General features: G+C 73.9%; 19 protein-coding genes. 6 read left to right on the forward strand and 13 right to left on the reverse strand.

Annotation, left to right across the window (positions count from 1 at the left end; translation table 11 throughout):
- Window position 1: 1 nt before the first annotated feature.
- The 5 genes from OC439_RS22960 to OC439_RS22980 are packed head-to-tail and all read right to left on the reverse strand — an operon-like array spanning window position 2 to window position 5,406.
- Window positions 2–1,039: an ABC transporter ATP-binding protein gene (locus OC439_RS22960; protein WP_262015234.1), complete on the reverse strand. Its 1,038-nt coding sequence runs from the start codon at window positions 1,037–1,039 to the stop codon at window positions 2–4.
- The gene (locus OC439_RS22965; RefSeq protein ID WP_262015235.1) at window positions 1,036–2,049 is read right to left on the reverse strand and encodes an ABC transporter ATP-binding protein; all 1,014 of its coding nucleotides are present in this window, start codon (window positions 2,047–2,049) and stop codon (window positions 1,036–1,038) included. The genes OC439_RS22960 and OC439_RS22965 overlap by 4 nt, the downstream gene beginning before the upstream one ends.
- Entirely contained in the window at window positions 2,046–2,927 is an 882-nt protein-coding gene (locus OC439_RS22970) for an ABC transporter permease (RefSeq protein ID WP_013476858.1), read from the reverse strand. The genes OC439_RS22965 and OC439_RS22970 overlap by 4 nt, the downstream gene beginning before the upstream one ends.
- Window positions 2,924–3,868: an ABC transporter permease gene (locus OC439_RS22975; protein ID WP_013476859.1), complete on the reverse strand. Its 945-nt coding sequence runs from the start codon at window positions 3,866–3,868 to the stop codon at window positions 2,924–2,926. The genes OC439_RS22970 and OC439_RS22975 overlap by 4 nt, the downstream gene beginning before the upstream one ends.
- On the reverse strand, window positions 3,868–5,406 hold the full coding sequence (locus tag OC439_RS22980) for an ABC transporter substrate-binding protein (protein WP_262015236.1): 1,539 nt from the start codon (window positions 5,404–5,406) through the stop codon (window positions 3,868–3,870). Before OC439_RS22980 ends, OC439_RS22975 begins: the two co-directional genes overlap by 1 nt.
- Before the next feature lie 178 nt (window positions 5,407–5,584).
- On the opposite strand from OC439_RS22980, the gene OC439_RS22985 reads away from it, so the two are divergent.
- The 3 genes from OC439_RS22985 to OC439_RS22995 are packed head-to-tail and all read left to right on the forward strand — an operon-like array spanning window position 5,585 to window position 9,043.
- The gene (locus OC439_RS22985) at window positions 5,585–7,213 is read left to right on the forward strand and encodes an isovaleryl-CoA dehydrogenase (RefSeq protein WP_262015237.1); all 1,629 of its coding nucleotides are present in this window, start codon (window positions 5,585–5,587) and stop codon (window positions 7,211–7,213) included.
- 10 nt (window positions 7,214–7,223) lie between these two features.
- Window positions 7,224–8,045, forward strand: coding sequence for an MOSC domain-containing protein (locus tag OC439_RS22990; protein ID WP_262015324.1), 822 nt, complete (start codon window positions 7,224–7,226; stop codon window positions 8,043–8,045).
- On the forward strand, window positions 8,042–9,043 hold the full coding sequence (locus OC439_RS22995; protein WP_262015238.1) for a PQQ-like beta-propeller repeat protein: 1,002 nt from the start codon (window positions 8,042–8,044) through the stop codon (window positions 9,041–9,043). Before OC439_RS22990 ends, OC439_RS22995 begins: the two co-directional genes overlap by 4 nt.
- Here OC439_RS22995 and OC439_RS23000 read toward each other — a convergent pair.
- Window positions 9,030–9,599: a GNAT family N-acetyltransferase gene (locus OC439_RS23000; RefSeq protein WP_262015239.1), complete on the reverse strand. Its 570-nt coding sequence runs from the start codon at window positions 9,597–9,599 to the stop codon at window positions 9,030–9,032. The two genes, OC439_RS22995 and OC439_RS23000, sit on opposite strands and share 14 nt — an antisense overlap.
- A 34-nt stretch (window positions 9,600–9,633) precedes the next feature.
- On the opposite strand from OC439_RS23000, the gene OC439_RS23005 reads away from it, so the two are divergent.
- Window positions 9,634–10,845 carry a MalY/PatB family protein gene (locus OC439_RS23005; RefSeq protein ID WP_262015240.1) on the forward strand — a complete coding sequence of 404 codons (1,212 nt, stop codon included), beginning with the start codon at window positions 9,634–9,636 and terminating at the stop codon, window positions 10,843–10,845.
- A gap of 8 nt (window positions 10,846–10,853) precedes the next feature.
- Here OC439_RS23005 and OC439_RS23010 read toward each other — a convergent pair whose 3' ends face one another.
- The gene (locus OC439_RS23010; protein ID WP_262015241.1) at window positions 10,854–11,945 is read right to left on the reverse strand and encodes a winged helix DNA-binding domain-containing protein; all 1,092 of its coding nucleotides are present in this window, start codon (window positions 11,943–11,945) and stop codon (window positions 10,854–10,856) included.
- Between the two features lie 20 nt (window positions 11,946–11,965).
- Window positions 11,966–12,544 (reverse strand): DinB family protein, encoded by a 579-nt coding sequence (locus OC439_RS23015; protein ID WP_262015242.1) that lies wholly within the window; start codon window positions 12,542–12,544, stop codon window positions 11,966–11,968.
- Between the two features lie 86 nt (window positions 12,545–12,630).
- On the opposite strand from OC439_RS23015, the gene OC439_RS23020 reads away from it, so the two are divergent.
- A complete protein-coding gene (locus tag OC439_RS23020; RefSeq protein ID WP_262015243.1) occupies window positions 12,631–13,641 on the forward strand; it encodes a WYL domain-containing protein in 1,011 nt (336 codons plus the stop codon).
- Between the two features lie 33 nt (window positions 13,642–13,674).
- Here OC439_RS23020 and OC439_RS23025 read toward each other — a convergent pair whose 3' ends face one another.
- From OC439_RS23025 to OC439_RS23045, 5 genes are all read right to left on the reverse strand, one after another.
- Window positions 13,675–13,986, reverse strand: coding sequence for an NIPSNAP family protein (locus OC439_RS23025; protein ID WP_262015244.1), 312 nt, complete (start codon window positions 13,984–13,986; stop codon window positions 13,675–13,677).
- A 23-nt stretch (window positions 13,987–14,009) separates the two neighbouring features.
- Window positions 14,010–14,543, reverse strand: coding sequence for a flavin reductase family protein (locus OC439_RS23030; RefSeq protein ID WP_262015245.1), 534 nt, complete (start codon window positions 14,541–14,543; stop codon window positions 14,010–14,012).
- Between the two features lie 36 nt (window positions 14,544–14,579).
- Window positions 14,580–15,794 carry a YeiH family protein gene (locus OC439_RS23035; protein WP_262015246.1) on the reverse strand — a complete coding sequence of 405 codons (1,215 nt, stop codon included), beginning with the start codon at window positions 15,792–15,794 and terminating at the stop codon, window positions 14,580–14,582.
- Window positions 15,794–15,940, reverse strand: coding sequence for a hypothetical protein (locus tag OC439_RS23040; protein WP_262015247.1), 147 nt, complete (start codon window positions 15,938–15,940; stop codon window positions 15,794–15,796). Before OC439_RS23040 ends, OC439_RS23035 begins: the two co-directional genes overlap by 1 nt.
- 102 nt (window positions 15,941–16,042) lie before the next feature.
- Window positions 16,043–16,834, reverse strand: a complete 792-nt coding sequence (locus tag OC439_RS23045; RefSeq protein WP_262015248.1) for a TetR/AcrR family transcriptional regulator — start codon at window positions 16,832–16,834, stop codon at window positions 16,043–16,045.
- A 224-nt stretch (window positions 16,835–17,058) separates the two neighbouring features.
- On the opposite strand from OC439_RS23045, the gene helR reads away from it, so the two are divergent.
- Window positions 17,059–19,230, forward strand: a complete 2,172-nt coding sequence (gene helR / locus OC439_RS23050) for an RNA polymerase recycling motor ATPase HelR (RefSeq protein ID WP_262015249.1) — start codon at window positions 17,059–17,061, stop codon at window positions 19,228–19,230.
- Window positions 19,231–19,248: the final 18 nt, after the last annotated feature.

Here is a 19,248-nt window from a genome sequence, read left to right on the forward strand (position 1 = left end):
CCTACGCCGTGCCGGCGGCGTCCGCGCGCGTCGTCGCGCCCTCCTCCCCCGGGCCGCCGTCGCGCTCGCCGTCGAGCGGGAACAGGCACGCCGCGTCGTGGCCCGGGCCGACCTCGGCGAGCGCCGGATCGGTCTCGGCGCACGAGGGGCGGGCCTGGGGGCATCGGGTACGGAAGCGGCAACCGCTCGGCGGGTCCACCGGGCTGGGGATGTCGCCGGTCAGCACGATCCGGCGGCGCTCCCGCTCGACCCGGGGGTCGGCGACCGGCACCGCGGACAGCAGCGCCGCCGTGTAGGGGTGCGCCGGGTGCCGGTAGATCCGCTCGGGTGGGCCGGTCTCGACGATGCGGCCCAGGTACATCACCGCGATCCGGTCGCTCATGTGCTCGACGGCGGCCAGGTCGTGCGCGATGAACAGGTAGGTCAGCCCGAGGTCGCGTTGCAGGTGCCGGAGCAGGTTCATGATCTGCGCCTGCACGCTCAGGTCCAGCGAGGCGATCGGCTCGTCCAGGACGATCAGGTCCGGCTCCCCGGCCAGTGCCCGGGCCACACCGACGCGCTGGCGCTGGCCGCCGGACAGCTCGTGCGGATACCGGCCGGCGGTGTCGGCGCGCAGGCCGACCAGGTCCAGCAGCTCCGCGATCCGGGCCCGGCGGGCGGCGGCGGAGCTGGCGAGCCGGTGCACGATCAGCGGCTCGGCGATGCTGTCACCGACCGTCCGGCGTGGATCCAGCGACGCCTGCGGATCCTGGAAGACCATCGCCACGTGGCGGCGGGTCGCGCGCAGGCGGCGGCGCGACCAGCGGGTCACGTCCTCGCCCGCCACCCGGACCCGCCCGCCGGTCGGATCGACGAGCCGCAGCAGCGCCAGGCCGGCGGTGGACTTGCCGCTGCCCGACTCGCCGACGAGTCCCAGCGTCTCGCCCCGGCGTACCGCGAGGCTGACGCCGTCGACCGCGCGGACCGTGCCGGCCGGCGTCGGGAAGTGCACCTTCAGGTCGTCCAGTTCGGCGACCAGGTCCGGGGTGTCGGCGCTCATCCGGCCTCTCCACGGTAGAAGGTACGGACCGTGTGCCCGTCGCCGACCGGCGTCAGCGGGGGCAGCTCGTGCTCGCAGCGGGGATCGGCGCGGACCGGGCAGCGCGGCCAGAACGCGCAGCCGGGCGGCAGGTCCAGCGGGCTCGGCGGCGAGCCGGGAATGGCGACCAGGTCCTCGCCGCGCCGCGACGGGTCCGGCCGGGCCGCCAGCAACGCCCGGGTGTACGGATGGGTGGGCGTGTCGAACACCGCGTCGACAGGGCCCTGCTCGACGATGCGTCCCCCGTACATGACCGCCACGGTGTCGGCGATGCCCGCCACCACGCCCAGGTCGTGGGTGACCCAGACGACTGCGGTGCCCAGCCGCGCCTGCAGGTCGGCGACCAGCTCGATGATCTGCGCCTGCGTGGTGACGTCGAGCGCAGTGGTCGGCTCGTCGGCGATCAGCAGGTCCGGCTCGCAGGCGAGCGCCATCGCGATGGCGACGCGCTGGCGCATGCCACCGGAGAACTGGTGCGGGTACGCGTCGACCCGCTGGGCGGCCGACGGGATGCCGACCAGTTCCAGCAGTTCCACCGCCCGGTCGCGGGCGGCGCGGCGGGTCAGCCCGAGGTGTTCCTCGGCCGCCTCGGTGACCTGCCGGCCCACCGGCAGCACCGGGTTGAGCGAGGTCATCGGATCCTGGAAGACGAACCCGACGTGCCGGCCGCGGACCTTGCGGCGGCGGTCGTCGGGCAGCGCGGTCAGTTCGTGGTCGAGCAGCCGCACCCGGCCGGTGACCGTGGCGGCGCGCGGGGCGAGGCCGGTGGCGGCGAGCAGGGTCATGCTCTTGCCGCTTCCGGACTCGCCGACCAGTGCGAACGTCTCCCCCTGCCGCACCTGCCAGGACACCCCGGCGACGGCACGGACCGGGCCGCGTCGGGTGCCGACGGTGACGGTGAGGTCGTCCACCGACAGCACTGTCGAGTCGGTCGTGGGGTGCCGGCGCTGGCTCGGCATGCGGTCGGTCATGGGGTGCTCCTGCGGGCCTCGCCCAGGGTGAGCTGGCGCGGGTCGAGCACGTCGCGCAGCGCGTCGCCGACCAGGTTGAACGCCAGCACGGTGAGGAAGATCGCCGCGCCCGGGAACACGCCCAGCCACCACGCGTCGGTGACGAAGCCGCGCCCGTCGAACAGCATCCGGCCCCAGGCCGGCGCGGGCGGCTGGATGCCGAGGCCGAGGAAGGACAGCGCGGCCTCGGAGAGGATCGCGAACGCCAGCGACAGCGACGTCTGCACGATCAGCGGCGCGGCGATGTTCGGCAGCACGTGCCGGCGCATGATGCGCAGGTCGGACGCGCCGATGGAGACGGCGGCCCGGACGAACACCTGCTCGCGTACGGAGAGCACGCCGGCGCGGGTGATCCGGGCGAAGATGGGCGTGTAGACCACGCCGATGGCGACCATGGCGGTGAGCAGGCCGGGGCCGAGCACCGCCACGATGGCGACCGCCAGCAGCAGCACCGGGAACGCGAACAGCACGTCCATGCAGCGCATGAGCACGCTGTCCAGCCAGCCCCGGTAGTAGCCGGCGAACAGCCCGAGCGTCACCCCGGCGACCAGCGCGATGCCGACGCTGACGGCGCCGACCTGCAGTGACACGCGGGCCGCGACGAGCACCCGGCTGAGCACGTCACGGCCCAGCTCGTCGGTGCCGAACGGGTGCGCGCCGCTGGGCGGTCGCAGCATCTGGTCCACGTCGACGTCGTTCACTCCGGCCGGGGCGAGCCACGGGCCGGCCACACCGACCACGACGAGCAGCACGAGCACGATCGTGCCGCCCACGGCGAGCGGGTCGCGGCGCAGCGCGTCCAGGACGCGGCGTCCGGTGCTCTCGGTCGTGGCGCTCACTTGACCGTGATCCTCGGGTCGAGGCGGGCGTAGAGGATGTCCACCAGCAGGTTGACAAGCAGGAACAGCGCCGCGACGAGCAGCACCGCGCCCTGCAGGACGGGATAGTCGCGGGCCTGCACGGCGTCGAAGGTGAGCCGGCCGATACCGGGCCAGGCGAACAGCACCTCGATCACGATGACGCCGCCGAGCAGGCTGGCGAGCTGCACCGCGACCACGGTGACCACCGGGATGAGCGCGTTGCGCAACACGTGCCGCACGATCACCACCCGGTTGCGCAGCCCCTTCGCCTCGGCGGTCCGCACGTAGTCGGCGGAGAGCACCTCCAGCACCGAGGAGCGGATGAACCGGGTGAGGATCGACGCGGTGACCAGGCCGACGGTGACCGCCGGCAGCGCCACGTGGGTGGCCCACCGGCCGGGGTCGTCGGTCAGCGCCACGTAACCGGACGGGGGCAGCCAGCCGAGCACCCCGGCGAACAGCAGGATGCCCATGATGCCCATCCAGAAGTCCGGCACGGAGACGCCGAACTGGCTGAACACGCGGGCGGCATGGTCGACGGCGGAGCCGCTGCGTACCGCCGCGACGATGCCCAGCGGAAACGCGACGAGCAGCGCGAACACCACAGCGGTGACGGCGAGCGACAGCGTGGCGGGCAGCCGTTCCAGCACGATCTGGCTCACCGGCTGGCCGGTGCGGAAGCTGACCCCCAGGTCACCGGTGAGCGCGTGCCCGAGGTAGCTGGCGTACTGCACCGGCAGCGGCTGGTCGAGGCCGGCGCGTTCCCGCAGCGCCTCGTACGTCTGCGGGTCGAACCGGGTGCCGAGCGCCACCCGGACCGGGTCACCCGGCACCAGTTGCAGCAGCAGGAACACCACGAGCGTGACGCCGACCAGCACGACCGCCGACTGGAGGACCCGCCGCAGGACGAAGCGGGCCATCACTTCGCCAGGGCGACCGACCGGAACCGGATCGCCCGATCGGTGCGCACGTCGTAGCCGGAGACCTTCTTCGACCAGCCCTGCACCACGTCCGGGTTGTAGAGGTAGAGGTAGCTGGCGTCGTCGACGATCTGCTTCGCCGCCTGCTCGTACGCCTGCTTGCGGGCGCCCTGGTCGGTCTGGGTACGGGCGTCGTCGAGCAGCTTGTCCACCGCCGGGTTCTTGTACTTGTGGAAGTTGAACGTGCCGCCGCTGTGGTGCTGGGCGTAGTAGAACTCGTCCGGGTCGATGTTGCCGAGCCAGCCGAGCATGAACCCGTCGAAGTTGCCCTTGGCCTGCTCGTCGAGCCACTGGGCGAAGTCCAGCGTACGGATCTTGACGGTGATGCCGACGTCCTTGAGCTGCGCGGCGATGACCTGCGCGGCGGTGACCGTCTCCGGGTACTCGCTGGTGACCATCAGGTCCATGGTCAGGTTGCTGACGCCGGCCTGGCCGAGCATCTGCTTCGCCTTGCCCGGGTCGTGGCTGTAGGGCGCGTAGTCGTAGTAGAACGCGCTGGCCTTCGGGATGGCGGTCTGGTTGACGGTGGCCAGCCCGAACTTGGCCGCCTTGGTGATCGCCTCGCGGTCCAGCGCGTACCCGACGGCGCGCCGCACCTCGGGGTTGTCGAACGGCTTGCGGGCCTCGTTGAGCGCCACGTACCAGTAGTCGGTGGAGGCCGCCGACTTCACCACCGGGTCGTCGCCGTCCTGCAACGACTTCACCTGCTGCGGCGGCAGGTTGTCGGTCCACTGGACCTGGCCGCTGCGCAGGTTCTGCAGCGCCACCGTCGGATCCTTGACGAAGGTGAACGTGACGCCGTCCAGCTTCGGCTTGTCCCCCCAGTACGCGTCGTTGCGGACCAGCTTGACGCTGTCGCCGGAGGTGTAGCCGGCCACCTTGAACGGGCCGCTGCCGACCGGTGCGGTCTTCACCGCGCCGGACTCCACGTTTGACTTCTCCACGATCGCCACGCCCTTGAACCCGCCGAGGTTGGCGAGCAGGTTCGGCGTGGGCGCGCTGAGCGTCACCACCACTGTGGCCGGATCGGGCCCGGTGACCGACTTGACGGTGGCGAACTTGTACGCGTTGTTCAGCTTCTCCTTGATGATCCGCTCGAACGAGTAGACGACGTCCTCGGAGGTCAGCGGCGACCCGTCGGAGAACTTCACACCCTCGCGCAGCGTGAAGGTCCAGGTGAGCTGGTCGTCGCTGGTGGTCCACTTCGTCGCCAGCGACGGCACCATCTTCAGGTCGGCGTCCGGCTCGACGAGCGTGTCGTAGACGTTCTCCAACACCTGGAAGCTGTAGTACGCCGAGGTCTTGTGCGGGTCGAGCTGGTCGGGTTCGCCGCCGATCGCGGCGTTGAGGACACCACCGGCGCCGCCGGCGTTCCCCCCGCCACCGACGTCGACCGCCTCGCCTCCGGTGCATCCGGACAGGACGCCGACGGTCAGTGTGAGTGCGGCGCCGAGCACGCCGAGCTTCTTCCTGGACACAGGCCCCCCTAGCCACTTCCCGGACAAAAGAAAGTTTCGGCGAGTCTTATCTCCGAGCCGGATGATGTCAAACGAATCCAGCCAAATTGACTGGTCGACGGGTGTTGCCGGTACGGAGTGAACGGTGGTTCAATCCGGGCCCCGATCTGATCCGCCACCTGCGCTGGGAGTTGCCGCCGTGACCACACACGAGGTCGTCAACCAGGTCCCGCCGATGGTCGGCCACGACACCGCCGACGACCCGGCGCTGTGCGACGGCGTGGCCCGCGAGGGCGCCGGCTGGGCGCTGCCCGGGCTGCACGAGCTGGGCCGGCTCGCCGGTGGCGAGGAGGCCGCCGAGCACGGCCGGCTCGCCAACGAGCACCCGCCGGTGCTGCGCACCCACGACCGGTACGGCCACCGCGTCGACGAGGTGGAGTTCCACCCGTCCTGGCACGAGCTGATGCGTACCGCCGTCGGTCACGGCCTGCACGCCGCGCCGTGGGCCGACGACCGGCCGGGCGCGCACGTGGCCCGCGCGGCCGGCTTCTACCTGTGGCGGCCCGACGCCGGGCACGGCTGCCCGATCTCGATGACCTACGCGGCCGTGCCCGCGCTGCGGCACAGCCCGGACCTGGCCGCCCGCTACGAGCCGCTGCTCACCACCCGTGAGTACGACTTCGGGCTGCGCCCGCCGCAGACCAAGCGCGGCCTGCTCGCCGGCATGTCGATGACCGAGAAGCAGGGCGGCTCGGACGTGCGCGCCAACACCACCACGGCCCGGCCGGAGCCGGACGGCAGCTACCGGCTCGTCGGGCACAAGTGGTTCACCTCGGCGCCCATGTGCGACCTTTTCCTCACCCTCGCCCAGGCGCCCGGCGGCCTCACCTGCTTCCTGGTCCCCCGGGTGCTGCCCGACGGCACCCGTAACCCGATGCGGCTGATGCGGCTCAAGGACAAGCTCGGCAACCGCTCCAACGCCTCCGCCGAGGTCGAGTACGAGCACGCGGTGGCGTGGCGCGTCGGCGACGAGGGCCGGGGCGTGCGCACCATCATCGACATGGTCAACCTGACCCGGCTGGACTGCGTGATCGGCGCGGCGGCCGGGATGCGCCACGGCGTGACCACCGCCGTGCACCACGCCACCCACCGGCGGGCGTTCGGCGACTACCTGGCCGACCAGCCGCTGATGCGCAACGTGCTGGCCGACCTGGCGGTGGAGTCCGAGGCCGCCACCGTCCTGATGGTCCGGCTGGCCGGCGCGACCGACCGGTCCGCGCGCGGCGACGACGGCGAGACCGCGTTCAAGCGTCTCGCCTTGGCAGTCGGCAAGTACTGGGTGTGCAAGCGCTGGCCGGGGCACGCCGCCGAGGCGCTGGAGTGCCTGGGCGGCAACGGCTACGTGGAGGAGTCCGGCATGCCGCGGCTGTTCCGTGAGTCGCCGCTGAACTCGATCTGGGAGGGCTCCGGCAACGTCGCCGCCCTCGACGTGCTGCGCGCGCTCACCCGGGAACCGCAGGTGCTCGCCGCGTACGAGGCGGAGGTGGCCGCCGCGGCCGGCGCGGACGCCCGGCTGGACGCGGCGGTGCGACGGGTCCGCGACGAGCTGGCCGACCACACCGACCTGGAGCTGCGCGCCCGGCGGGTGGTGGAGCGGCTGGCGCTGGTGCTGCAGGGCGCGCTGCTGGTGCGCCACGGCCACCCGGCGGTCGCCGACGCGTTCTGCGCGTCCCGGCTCGACGGCGACCACGGGCAGGCGTACGGGACGCTGCCGGGCGGGCTGGACCTGACAGCGATCATCGACCGCGCCACCCCGAAGGTCGGCTGACGGCGTGGTGATGCGGCTCGCCTCGGTACACCTGTATCCGGTCAAGTCCCTCGGCGGCGTGGACGTCGATCGGGCCGACGTCGAGCCGTGGGGGCTGCGTCACGACCGCCGCTGGCTGGTGCTGCGCCCGGACGGCGGCAAACTGGGCTCGACCGCCCTGCCGGCGCTGCTCGGCCTGACCGCCGCGCCCGGCCCCGGGTCGATCACGCTCACCGCCCGCGACGGGTCGTCGCTGACGGTCGCCGAACCGGTCGACGGCCCGCCGGTCCCGACCGACGTGTCCCGGCTGGACACGGTCCGGCTCGCCGCCGACGAGGCCCACGACTGGCTCTCCGCCCGGCTGGGCCGTCCCGTACGGCTGGCCTGGCTGGACGATCCGCGCCGCCGGCCGATGTCTGCCGAACACGGCGGTGGACCCGGTGATCCGCTGAACCTCTCCGACGCCGGACCGCTGCTGGTCGCCACGGCGCCGTCGCTGCGGCGGCTGCGGGACTGGATCGTCGAGGGCGCGCTGGAACGCGGCGAGCCCGCGCCGGAGCCGCTGGCGATGGCCCGGTTCCGGCCGACTGTGGTGCTGGACGGACCGCTCGGACCGTTCGCCGAGGACGGCTGGACGCGGGTGCGCATCGGCGCCGTCGACTTCCGGGTGTCCGAACGCTGCGACCGCTGCTCGGTGACGCTCATCGACCCGGAGACCCTGGCGCGCGGGAAGGAACCGATCCGCACGCTGGCCCGGCACCGGCGCTACGACGGCAAGACCTGGTTCGGCGTCCGGCTGGTCCCGCTGACCACCGGGGAGATCCGGGTCGGAGACGAGTGCGAGGCGACATGACCGGCCGCACCCGCCTGCCACCGGCCCGGGTGCGGTGGAGCAGGCCGTCACACCTGCGTGGGCCGCAGGCGGTCGCGGTGACGTCGGGGTACGTGGTGGCGCACGAACGCGCCACCCGCCTGGTCGGGCTGGACGCCGCGACCGGCGACGCGCGCTGGGACGTACCGCTGGGCACCTGGCCCCGAGCGGTGGTCGTTGCGGGCGAGCGGTGCTGGGCGCTGCCGCAGAACCGGGACGAGGTGGACTGCCTCGACCTGCGCACCGGAGCGCTGGCGTGGCGCACGGCGGTGCCACCGTACACCGGTCATCTCGTGGTGGGCGGGGACACCGTGCTGGTGGGCGGGTGGCGCGGCTACACCGCACTGCGCGCGCTGGACCGGGAGACCGGGACGACGCGGTGGGCCACCGCCGCGCGGGTGGCCACGGTACGGCCCGCGGTTGCCGGTGGCGTCGTCGTGGTGGGTGCCCATGGAGGGTCCGAGCTGCGAATACTCAACGCCGGCAGCGGCGACGAGGTGCGCCGGCTCGCCCTGCCCGAGCCGCTGACGGACAGCGACCACTCCCCGGCCCTCGTCACCGTCGACGACGACCACGTGCTGCTCCGGTGCGGCCCGCGCACGATCCGGCGGGTCCACCTCGGATCCGGCGACGGCGAGGAGTTCTTCCGCGCCGAGGCCGACCTCACCCCGGACTCGCCCTCCGTCACGGGCACCCTCGCCTGGGTACGCGACAACCGGGGCGGCCTGACCGCCGTCGATGTTACCACCGGCGCCGTCCACCGGCGGGTGGGTCCGGGCGATCCGCCGGCGGAGGGCGTCGCGCCGGTCGGCGACAGTCACGTGGTGGCTCGACGGTCCGGCGTCCTCCTGCTCGTGGACGACGACGGCGTCCACGAGCGGACCACCGCGCTACGCCGGATCGACTCCCTGCACGCCCTCGACCCGGAGACCGTGCTGCTCGCCGGGGCGGGTGGACTGAGCGCGTTCAGCCCGACCTGACCGGCCGGGACCGCCACTCGTCGGCCAGGATCGCGTAGACGAGCTGGTCGGCCCAGCCGTCCCGGAACCGGTAGCTGCGCACGTGCCGCGCCTCCCGCCGCATGCCGAGCCGGGCCATCAGGCGCGCCGACGGCGCGTTGTCCGCGTGGCAGCGGGCCATCACCCGGTGCAGCCCGAACGCGCCGAAACCCCAGTCCAGCAGCGCGCCGGCCGCCTCCGTGGCCAGCCCCCGGCCGCCGTGGTCGGGGTGGAAGACGTAGCCCAGCTCGGCGGTGCGGTCCGCGGCGCTGCGCCACACCAGCTCGACCGCGCCGATCACCCGCGCGTCGCGCACCACGGCGAGCGTCAGGCAGTCGCCCTCCGCGCGCAGCGCGTCCTCGCCGGCCATCGCGGTCACCGACGACAGGGACTCCGCCCGGGTACGCGGCGCGGCGCCGGCCATCCAGCGGACCACGTCCGGGCGGCGCTGCCAGGCGTGCACGTCGTCGAGGTCGTCGAGCGTGACCGGCCGCAGGAGCATCCGGGGCGTGCGCAGCGGGTACGCCGGGTGGGTCATCCGGCGATGGTAGGAGGAACCTAGGGTGGGCCGCATGGTCGTTTCCGCCGACGACGGCAACCCGCTCACCCAGCTCACGCTCGACCAGCTCCGGCAGCGCACCAGCGTGAAGTGGCGGCTGTACCCGCCGGACGTGCTGCCGCTGTGGGTCGCCGAGCAGGACGTGCCGCTGGCGCCGCCGGTGGCCGAGGCGCTGCGCCGGGCGGTCGAGCTGGGCGACACCGGCTACGCGTACGGCACCGGGTACGCCGAGGCGGTCGGCGGGTTCGCCGCGCAGCGGTGGGGCTGGGCCGACTTCCCGGTCGGCCGGACCTCGCTCGTACCGGACGTGATGATGGGTACGGTCGAGGTGCTGCGCCTGGTCACCGGCCCGGGTGACGCGGTGGTGGTCACTCCCCCGGTCTACCCGCCGTTCTACGCGTTCGTCGCCAACGCCGGCCGGCAGGTCCTCGAGGCGCCGCTCGGCGCGGACCTGCGGCTCGATCCGGCCGCGCTGGAGGAGGCGTTCCGGCGGGCCCGCGCGATCGGCGACCGCCCGGCGTTCCTGCTCTGCAACCCGCACAACCCGACCGGTGTGGTGCACCGGCCCGACGAGCTGGCCACCGTCGCCGAGCTGGCCGCGCGGCACGGCGTACGCGTGGTGGCCGACGAGATCCACTCGCCGCTGGCGCTGCCCGGCGCGCGGTTCACCCCGTACCTGACGGTGCCGGGTGCGGAGAACGCGTTCGCGCTGGTGTCCGCGTCGAAGGCGTGGAACCTGGCCGGGCTCAAGGCGGCGCTGGCGGTCGCCGGGCCGGACGCGGCGGACGACCTGGCCCGGATGCCGGAGGAGGTCAGTCACGGCCCCAGCCACCTCGGGGTGCTCGCGCACACGGCCGCGTTCCGAGCCGGCGGGCCGTGGCTGGACCGGCTGCTCGACGGCCTCGACGCGAACCGGGCGCTGCTCGGGTCACTGCTGAGCGACCACCTGCCGACCGTGTCGTGGCAGCCGCCCGAGGGCACGTACCTGGCCTGGCTGGACTGCCGGCGCCTCGGCGTACCCACCGAGGCGGGCGACGGACCGGGCGTGGCGAGCGACATGGCCGGTCCGGCGCGGATGTTCCTCGACCGGGCCCGGGTGGCGCTCAGCTCCGGGCACGTCTTCGGCAGCGGCGGCGCCGGGTTCGTGCGGCTCAACTTCGCCACCTCCCCCGCCGTGCTCACCGAGGCGGTCGCCCGGATGGGCCGGGCGGCGGCGACCGCCTGACGTGCGGCTCAACGGGCGGCCACGCGTACCCCCTGGTTGTCGCCCTCGGACAGGAACGACGCCACGGCGCCGCCCTCGGCGGTGACCGCCGTGCGCTCGGCGCGGGTGAACGCGCGCAGCGGCGTGACCACCACGACGCCCGCGTCGACCGTCCAGGTGGCGGCGACCCGGCCGTCGACGAGCACGAACCGGGCCCCGGCCACGGAGAGGTCGCGGTGGGCGTCGTCGATGATCCGGCTGCGGTCGTGGTAGCCGAGCACGGCGTTGTCGAAGGCGGGCAGGAACCGTACCGGCGCGGGGGTGTCCGGGTCGGGCCGGGGCGCGCCCGGCAGGTCCAGCAGCGTGCGGCCCCGCGCGTCCCGGAAGGCCACCAGCTCCCCGCGGACCGCGGCCACCGCCGCCGGTAGCCCGGCGAGGCCGCACCAGGCGCGCAGGTCCGCCGACGCGGCCGGCCCGAACGCGGCCAGGTACCGTCGCACCAGCGCCCGCCCGGCCGGGTCGTCGCCGTCCGGGCCGGGCGGTTCGGCGTCGCGGCCCAGCCACCGGGCCAGAGCGACGGTACGGACGCCGGCCGTGGTCCGCCACAGTCCGCGCGGCGGCGCCTGCACGGCCGGCACCAGCGCGAGCACGATCTCGCCGAGCGCCCGCCGGTCAGTCTCCGGCCAGCGCGGGGCGAGCGCCCCCACGATCTCGGCGGTGGTGCGGGGCTCGCCGTCGGCCAGGATCTCCCGGGCCGCCGCGGCGAGTTCGTCGAGGTCGACCCCGTCGAACTCGCCGCGGTAGACGCCCAGCACCCGCTGCCGCAGCATCGCGTCGTGCCGGGACCGCCAGGCCAGCACGTCGTCCGCGGCGAGCAGGTGCACGGTGCGGCGCATCAGGTGGGTACGCACCAGGCGGCGGCGCACCAGCAGGTCCGACAGGACCGCCGGGTCGAAGGCCCGCAGCCGCGACCAGAGCCCGACGTACGGCTCCTGCGGCTCCTGGGCCTGCAACCCGCACAGGTGCGCCACCGCGTCGGCCACCGGCAGGTCGGCGCGGTCGAGCAGCAGGTGCCGGGCGAGCGTCGCCCGGTTGAGCGCACGCCGGTCGAGCACTGTCACGGCTTCGTTCTCCGGCCGGCTCAGGTGGTGGTCTGGCCGTCGATGCTCTCGCGCAGGATGTCCGCGTGCCCGGCGTGCTGCGTGGTCTCGGCGATGACGTGGATCAGCACCCGCCGGACGCTGCGGACCGAACCGGGCTCGTTCCACGGCGCGTCCGGGACCGGCCAGGTGGCCGACAGGTCCTCGACGCCGGCCACGATCTCCTCGGTACGGGCGGCGACGCGGGCGTACCGGTCGAGGATGGCCGGCAGCGTGTCCTCGGGCAGCATCTGGAAGTCCCGTCCCCGCTCGATCGCCCACTGCGGCAGCTCGCGGGCCTGCCCGGACATGAAGTCCTCCCAGGTGACGCCCTCGGGCATGGCGAAGGACATCGCCGAGGGGCCCTCGACCACGAACCGCAGCCACGCCTCCTCGGTGGACGCGACGTGCTTGATCAGGCCGCCCAGGCAGAGCGCGCTGACGGTCGGCTTCTGCCCGGCCTGCTCGTCGGTCAGGCCACGGACCGTGTTGATCAGCATGTTCCGGGCCTCGGCGAGCTCGGCCAGCAGGTCGGTCCGCTCGGCGTCCAGGGTGGTGGGGGTCGTGGTGGTGCCGGTCATCGTCATCGGTTCCTTCCGGTCCTGATCGGGTACGGGTCCACCCTCGCAGGCATAGCGGTCAGGAAGTGTCCTCTTCTCGCGGCAGAATGCGTGTCGTGCCGAAGACCTCCGCCCGACTGCTCGCCCTGCTGTCCCTGTTGCAGGCGCGACGCGACTGGCCCGGATCGCTGCTCGCCGAACGGCTGCGGGTCAGCCCGCGTACGGTGCGCCGCGACGTCGACCGGCTGCGGGAGCTGGGCTATCCGATCGAGAGCGCCAAGGGGCCGGACGGCGGCTACCGGCTGGGCGCCGGCTCGGCGCTGCCGCCGCTGCTCTTCGACGACGAGCAGGCGGTCGCCCTCACCGTGGCGTTGCAGACCGCCGCCGGTGGGGTGACCGGCATCGAGGAGGCGGCCGCGCGGGCGCTGACCACGGTGCGGCAGGTGATGCCGGCGCGGCTGCGGCACCGGGTGGACGCGCTGCGGGTGGTCGACGTGCAACGCGCCGGCACGCCGGCACAGCACCGGGTGGAACCGGCGCTGCTGATGACGTTGAGCGCCGCCGTGCACGCCCGCGAGGAGCTGCGCTTCGACTACGAGTCGGTGTCCACGACGCCGCCGGTCGCGGGCCGGCCGCCGCGCCGGGTGCAGCCGCACCACCTGGTCACCTGGGGCGGCCGCTGGTACCTCGTCGCCTGGGACCTCGATCGCGACGACTGGCGCACGTTCCGGGTCGACCGGATCAGCCCGCGTACGCCCACCGGCCCCCGGTTCACGCCCCGCGAGCTGCCCGGCGGGGACGTGGCCGCGTACGTCGCCGGCCGGTTCAAGGGCGCCACCGGGCCGGGCGACTGGCCCTGCCGCGGGGAGGTGATCCTCGACCTGCCCGCCCGGGTGGTGTCCGGGTGGACCCGCGACGGGATCGTGGAGGCGCTGGGCCCGGACCGCTGCCGGCTGGTGCTGGGCGCCTGGTCGTGGCCCGGGCTGGCCGCCGTGCTCGGCCGCTACGACGCCGACATCGAGGTGGTCGGGCCGCCGGAGCTGCGCGAGGCGTTCGCCCGCCTGGCCCGCCGTTACGCCGCCGCCGCCCAGGCCCCGGACGCGCCGCGCAGCGGTTGACCGCCTCCCACTGCCCCGGTCGTGCCGGGGGTGTCAGTCGGTGGGCAGGAGCGGGCGCATGAACGTGCGCTCGTACCGCAGGACGCAGCCCGACTCGTCGCGGATCCGGTCGGCGGCGACGAACTCCGGGTCCACTCCGAACCGGGCCCGGTACTGCTCGTACGCCGCCAGGCTGGAGAAGCTGAACAGCGCCTCGGCCCGGTCGCTGGCGCCCTCGGCGGGCAGGAAGTAGCCGTGGTGCACGCCGCCGTGCCGTGCCACCAGCCGCATCCAGGTACGGGCGAAACGCTCGAACGCCTCGAGCTGCGCGGGGTCGATCGTGTAGTGCACGACGCAGGTGATCACGCGGCCACGATAGCGGCGGCCGGTCAGGCGGCGGAGCGGTGGTCGCCGGGGTCGGTCGTGTCGGCCAGGCCCGCGTACCGCCCCCGGTGGTAGAGCAGCGGCGAGCCGACGTCGGCGTGCCGGAGCAGTTCCGGTTCGGCAAGCACCACGGCGTGGTCCCCGACGACGACCCGGTCCACCACCCGGCACAGCAGCCAGGCCAGTGTGTCGTCGAGGACCGGCACCCCTTCCGGGCCGGGCCGCCAGCGGGTCGGCTCGGCGAACCGGTCGATCCCGCTGGTGGCGAACGTCCGGGCCAGCTCGTGCTGGCCGTGCCCGAGCAGGTGCACCCCGACGTGCCGGGCCCGGGACACCACCGGCCAGCTCGACGACCCCCGGTCCAGGCAGAACGAGACGATCGGCGGTCGCAGCGACACCGCGGTGAACGAGGTGGCGGTGAACCCGGCCGCGGGCGGACCGGCGGCGGTGACCACTGTGACGGTGCTGGCCTGGTGCCGCAGCAGCGTCCGCAGCGCGTCGGCGTCGGCGTCGACCGGGGTGTCGGCGGGCTCGGTCACGGCGTTCCTCCAAGGTGTACGGGGGCGGGACGGCGGTCAGACCGTGAAACCGTGGAACAGCACCGACGCCAGCCCGAGGGCCAGCACCAGGTTGAACACGGTGGCGGCGGCGAACACGGTCGCCGGCCGCCAGCCGGCCTCGCGCAGCGACGACACGCGGACCTCCAGGCCGATGCTGACGAAGGCCAGGATGAGGAACCAGACGCGCAGGTCGGTGACGACCGCCATCGTGGCCTTGCCGTCCGCGCCCGCGGCGTCGAGGTACCAGGTGGCGATCACCGAGGCGGCGACGAACCCGAGGACGAACTTCGGGAACCGGCGCCACAGCTCGCCGAGCCCGGGGCGTGGGGCGTCCGGCCGCCGCTCCACCCGCAGCGCGAAGTACGCGGTGAGCGCCACCGCGACCACGCCCATCAGCGCGTTCTGGGTGACCTTGACGATGCTGGCGATCTGGAGCGCGTCCTCACCGGCGAGCGCGCCGGCGGCGGTCACGGCGGCGGTGGTGTCGATGTTGCCGCCGATCCAGGCGCCGGCGACCGCGTCGGAGAGGCCGAGCACGTCGGCCAGCCACGGCAGCAGGAAGATCGACGGCAGCGCGAACGCGATGACCAGGCTGGCCGTGTACGCGAGCTGTTCCCGGCGTGCCCGGACCGCGCCGGCGGCGGCGATCGCGGCGCTCACCCCGCAGATCGACACCGCCGAGGCGAGCAGCGCCCGCAGCTTCTCGTCCAGGCCGAACCGCCCGGCCAGCCACCAGGTGAACAGGAACACGCCGCTGATCAGCAGCAGCGCCTGGGCGATGGCGGGACCGGCGGCGCTCGCGATGACTGCCAGGTTGATCGAGGCGCCGAGCAGCACCAGGCCGGTCTTGATGAAGAACTCGGTACGGAACGCGGCGGAGATCCGGTCCCGCAGGCCGGTCACGGTGACGACGAGGTTGCCGAGCAGGCCGAGCAGGATCGCGTAGACCGGGTACTCGATCGCGGCGGCCACGTCCTCGACCGCGCTGCCCTCGGCCCAGACCGGCACGTTCTGTTCGAGGTAGCGGGTGAGCGCGGCGAGACCGAACACCACCAGCAGGCCCAGGACGGTCCACACCCAGAACGCGCCGGAACGCAGATCGGCCGAGGGCGTGGCGTCCGACGGTGTCGGTCGGTCCACTGAGGTCGCGGCGGCCGGGGCGTCCGCGGTGGAGGCCGCGGACGACCCGGCGGCGGTGCTGTGGGTGGCGGATTCCGGGGCGCCGGCCATCACGGCACCAGCCCGGCGGGGATGGCGCCGGCCAGCACCAGGAGCAGCAGCGCGAGGCCGAGGACGGTGGCTGCCCAGTCCTCGTTGAGGGCGAGCCGGGAGTGGCCAGCGGTGGGCGGTTCGGGTGGCGTGGGCGCGTTGCTCATGCGGGCTCCTACGGGTACGCGCGGGCGACGGAGGGCAGCCGGAGGCGAGGGGTGACGGGGGATCGTCGACCCCAACGAGAGTTTCCTACTTAACTAGTAGGATTACAAGGTCTTTCCGGGCGTCGGCTCGCCACCGGCACGCTCGGCCACCACCACCGAGATGCCGTCGAGCACCCGCTGGAGGCCGAACTCGAAGGCGTGGTCCGGCCCGTACGCCGCGCCGTGCGCCATGCCCGCGGCGGTGCCGACCCGCGCGGCGAGCGGGAAGCTGCCGGCGGTCATGAACTTCTCCAGCCAGGGCCCGTGCGTCCGCCACCACTGGTCGTCGGTCATCCCGGTCTCACGTTCCAGCTCGGCCACGTCCAGCGCGACCCGGGCCGCGTTCTTGGCGTGCCCCAGCACGAGCGTGAGCACCGCGTCCATCTCCACGTCGTCGAGCCCGATGTCCGCCACGGCGTGCAGCTCGTAGTCGTACTTGGCGAGCACGTTCGGGCCGAGCACCGGCCGGGTCGTCTCGGCGCGCAGCAGCCACGGGTGGGCCCGGTAGAGAGCGAGGTTGTCCCGCGCGATGCGTTCCAGCCGGCCCCGCCAGCCACCCGGCACGTCGGCCGGGCGCGGCAGGTCACCGAGGACGGCGTCCACCATGACGTCGAGCAGTTCCGCCTTACCCGGCACGTACGTGTAGACGGACATGGTGCCCACGCCGAGCGCCTCGCTGACCCGGCGCATGGTGAGCGCGTCGATGCCCTCGGCGTCGGCGATCTCGATCGCGGTGCGCACGATCCGGTCGACGCTGAGACCGGGACCGGCGCCACGGCTGGCCGGTTCCCGGGTGCGCCAGAGAAGGGCCAGGCTGCGGGCGGGATCGGCCTTGCGCCGGCGCTCCTTCGACATGGTGCCGTCATCCTACCGGCCGGGCCGGTCACCGGACGGCGGCGGGACGCCGGAAAAGGGCAGCCCGAGAATTGTTCGCGCAAAAAGAATGGCGGGTTCTCCCGCCACTACCAACATATAGCGCACCCCCGGTCTTGCCGCAAGACCGGGGTCGGGGCGCACAATTGCCGGCCGTAACCCATTGCCGTGCCATTCGAAAAGCCGCGAAGAGCGGAGGCTCGGCCGTGCCCGTGATCGGAGACGAGTTGAATCTGCCTGCCACGAGCGTTTTCGATCTACCCGAGCGACTGTCGGCGAAGGCCGACCCCGAGCTGATCGCCGCCGACGAGCGGCACTTCGCCGCCATCGCGGACAGCCTGCGCCGCTCGATCGCCGACCTGACCGACCGGCTCGACGCGACGCGCCGGGCCGCGGGCGGCCGGGGCCGGCAGGCGGTCGACCGGGACCAGGAGGTCCGGCGGCTGAGCGCGCGCCTGCGTACGCTGCGCCGTTACGGCCTGGACCTGTGCCTGGGCCGGATGGTCGGCGCGGACGGCGGCGAACCGGTGTACGTGGGCCGGCTCGGCCTGACCGACGGCGCGGGTGGCCGGTTGCTGCTGGACTGGCGCTCCCCCGCCGCCGAGCCGTTCTTCGGCGCGACGCACGCCGACCCGATGGGCCTGGTCAGCCGCCGCCGGTACCGGTGGACCGCGGGCCGGATCACCGACTACTGGGACGAGGTGTTCACCGCCGACGGGCTGGCCGGGCACGCCGCGCTGGACGACCAGTCGGCGTTCATCGCCAGCCTGGGCGCGACCCGGTCGGCGCGGATGCGCGACGTGCTCGGCACCATCCAGGCCGACCAGGACGCGATCATCCGGGCCGGTTCCCGGGGCGCGCTGGTGGTGGACGGCGGTCCCGGCACCGGCAAGACGGTGGTGGCGCTGCACCGCACCGCGTACCTGCTGCACGCCGACCCGCGGCTGGGCGAGCGCCGGGGCGGGGTGCTGGTGGTCGGGCCGCACCAGCCGTACCTGAACTACGTCTCCGACGTGCTGCCCAGCCTGGGTGAGGAGGACGTGCAGATCTGCACGCTCGCCGACCTGGTGCCGGAGGGCGCGGCGGCGGCGCCGGAGACCGACCCGGAGGTGGCGCGGCTGAAGGCGTCCGGGGAACTGGTGCGCGCTGTCGACGCCGCGGTCCGCTTCTACGAGGAGCCGCCCACGGCCGGAATGACTGTCGGGGTCGGGGACGCCGAGCTGCGGCTGACCGCCGACGACTGGGCGACGGCGTTCGAGGCGGCCGGGCCGGGTGTCCCGCACAACGAGGCCCGCGACGAGGTGTGGGAGGAACTGCTCACGATCCTGCTGGAGAAGTACCGCGGCGACGAGCCGGAGGAGGCGGTCCGCCGGGCGCTGGGGCGCGACCGCGAACTGGTCACCGCGTTCGGCCGGGCGTGGCCGCTGCTCGACCCGCTCGACGTGGTGGCCGACCTGTGGTCGGTGCCGGCCTACCTGCGCCGGTGCGCCCCGTGGCTGAGCGTCGAGGAGATCCGTACGCTGCGGCGGGCCGACCCTCGAGCCTGGACGGTGGCGGACCTGCCGTGGCTGGACGCGGCCCGGCGGCGGGTCGGCGACCCGGAGGCGTCGCTGCGGCGGCGCCGCGACGAGGGGGTGCTGGCCGCGCAGCGTGCCGAGATGGACACGGTGGTCGACGCGCTGATCGCGTCGCACGCCTACGACGACGGCGAGGGTCTGATGACCATGCTGTACGGCGAGGACATGCGCACCAGCCTGGTCGACTCCAGCGTGTTGAGCGCGGTCGATCCGGACCTGCTGGCCGGGCCGTTCGCGCACGTCGTGGTGGACGAGGCGCAGGAGCTGACCGATGCGCAGTGGCAGATGCTGCTGGCGCGCTGCCCGTCGCGCAGCTTCACTGTGGTCGGTGACCGGGCGCAGGCGCGGCACGGGTTCACCGAGTCGTGGCCGCAGCGGCTGGCGCGGGCCGGGTTCGACCGCGTCGAGGTGGCGACGCTGTCAGTCAACTACCGCACTCCGGCCCAGGTGATGGCGGCGGCCGAACCGGTGATCCGGGCCGTGCTGCCGGATGCCAACGTGCCCACGTCCATCCGCGACGGCGCTCCGGTGCGATACGGCGCCCGCGCCGAGCTGCGCGCGGTGGTGGACGGCTGGCTCGCCGCACACCGCGAGGGCGTCGCGTGCGTCATCGGCGATCCGGCGTTCCCGGCCTCGGAGCGGGTCCGGTCGCTGAGCCCGGTGCTGGCCAAGGGGCTGGAGTTCGACCTGGTCGTACTGGTCGACCCGGATGCGTTCGGCGACGGGGTCGCCGGTGCGGTGGACCGGTACGTCGCAATGACCCGGGCCACCGGCGAACTGGTCGTGCTCACCGGGCCGTGACCGTGCCCCCGGGGGCGG

Source organism: Micromonospora sp. Mcm103 (genome assembly GCF_024519755.1).
In the GTDB taxonomy this organism is placed as follows: domain Bacteria; phylum Actinomycetota; class Actinomycetes; order Mycobacteriales; family Micromonosporaceae; genus Micromonospora; species Micromonospora aurantiaca.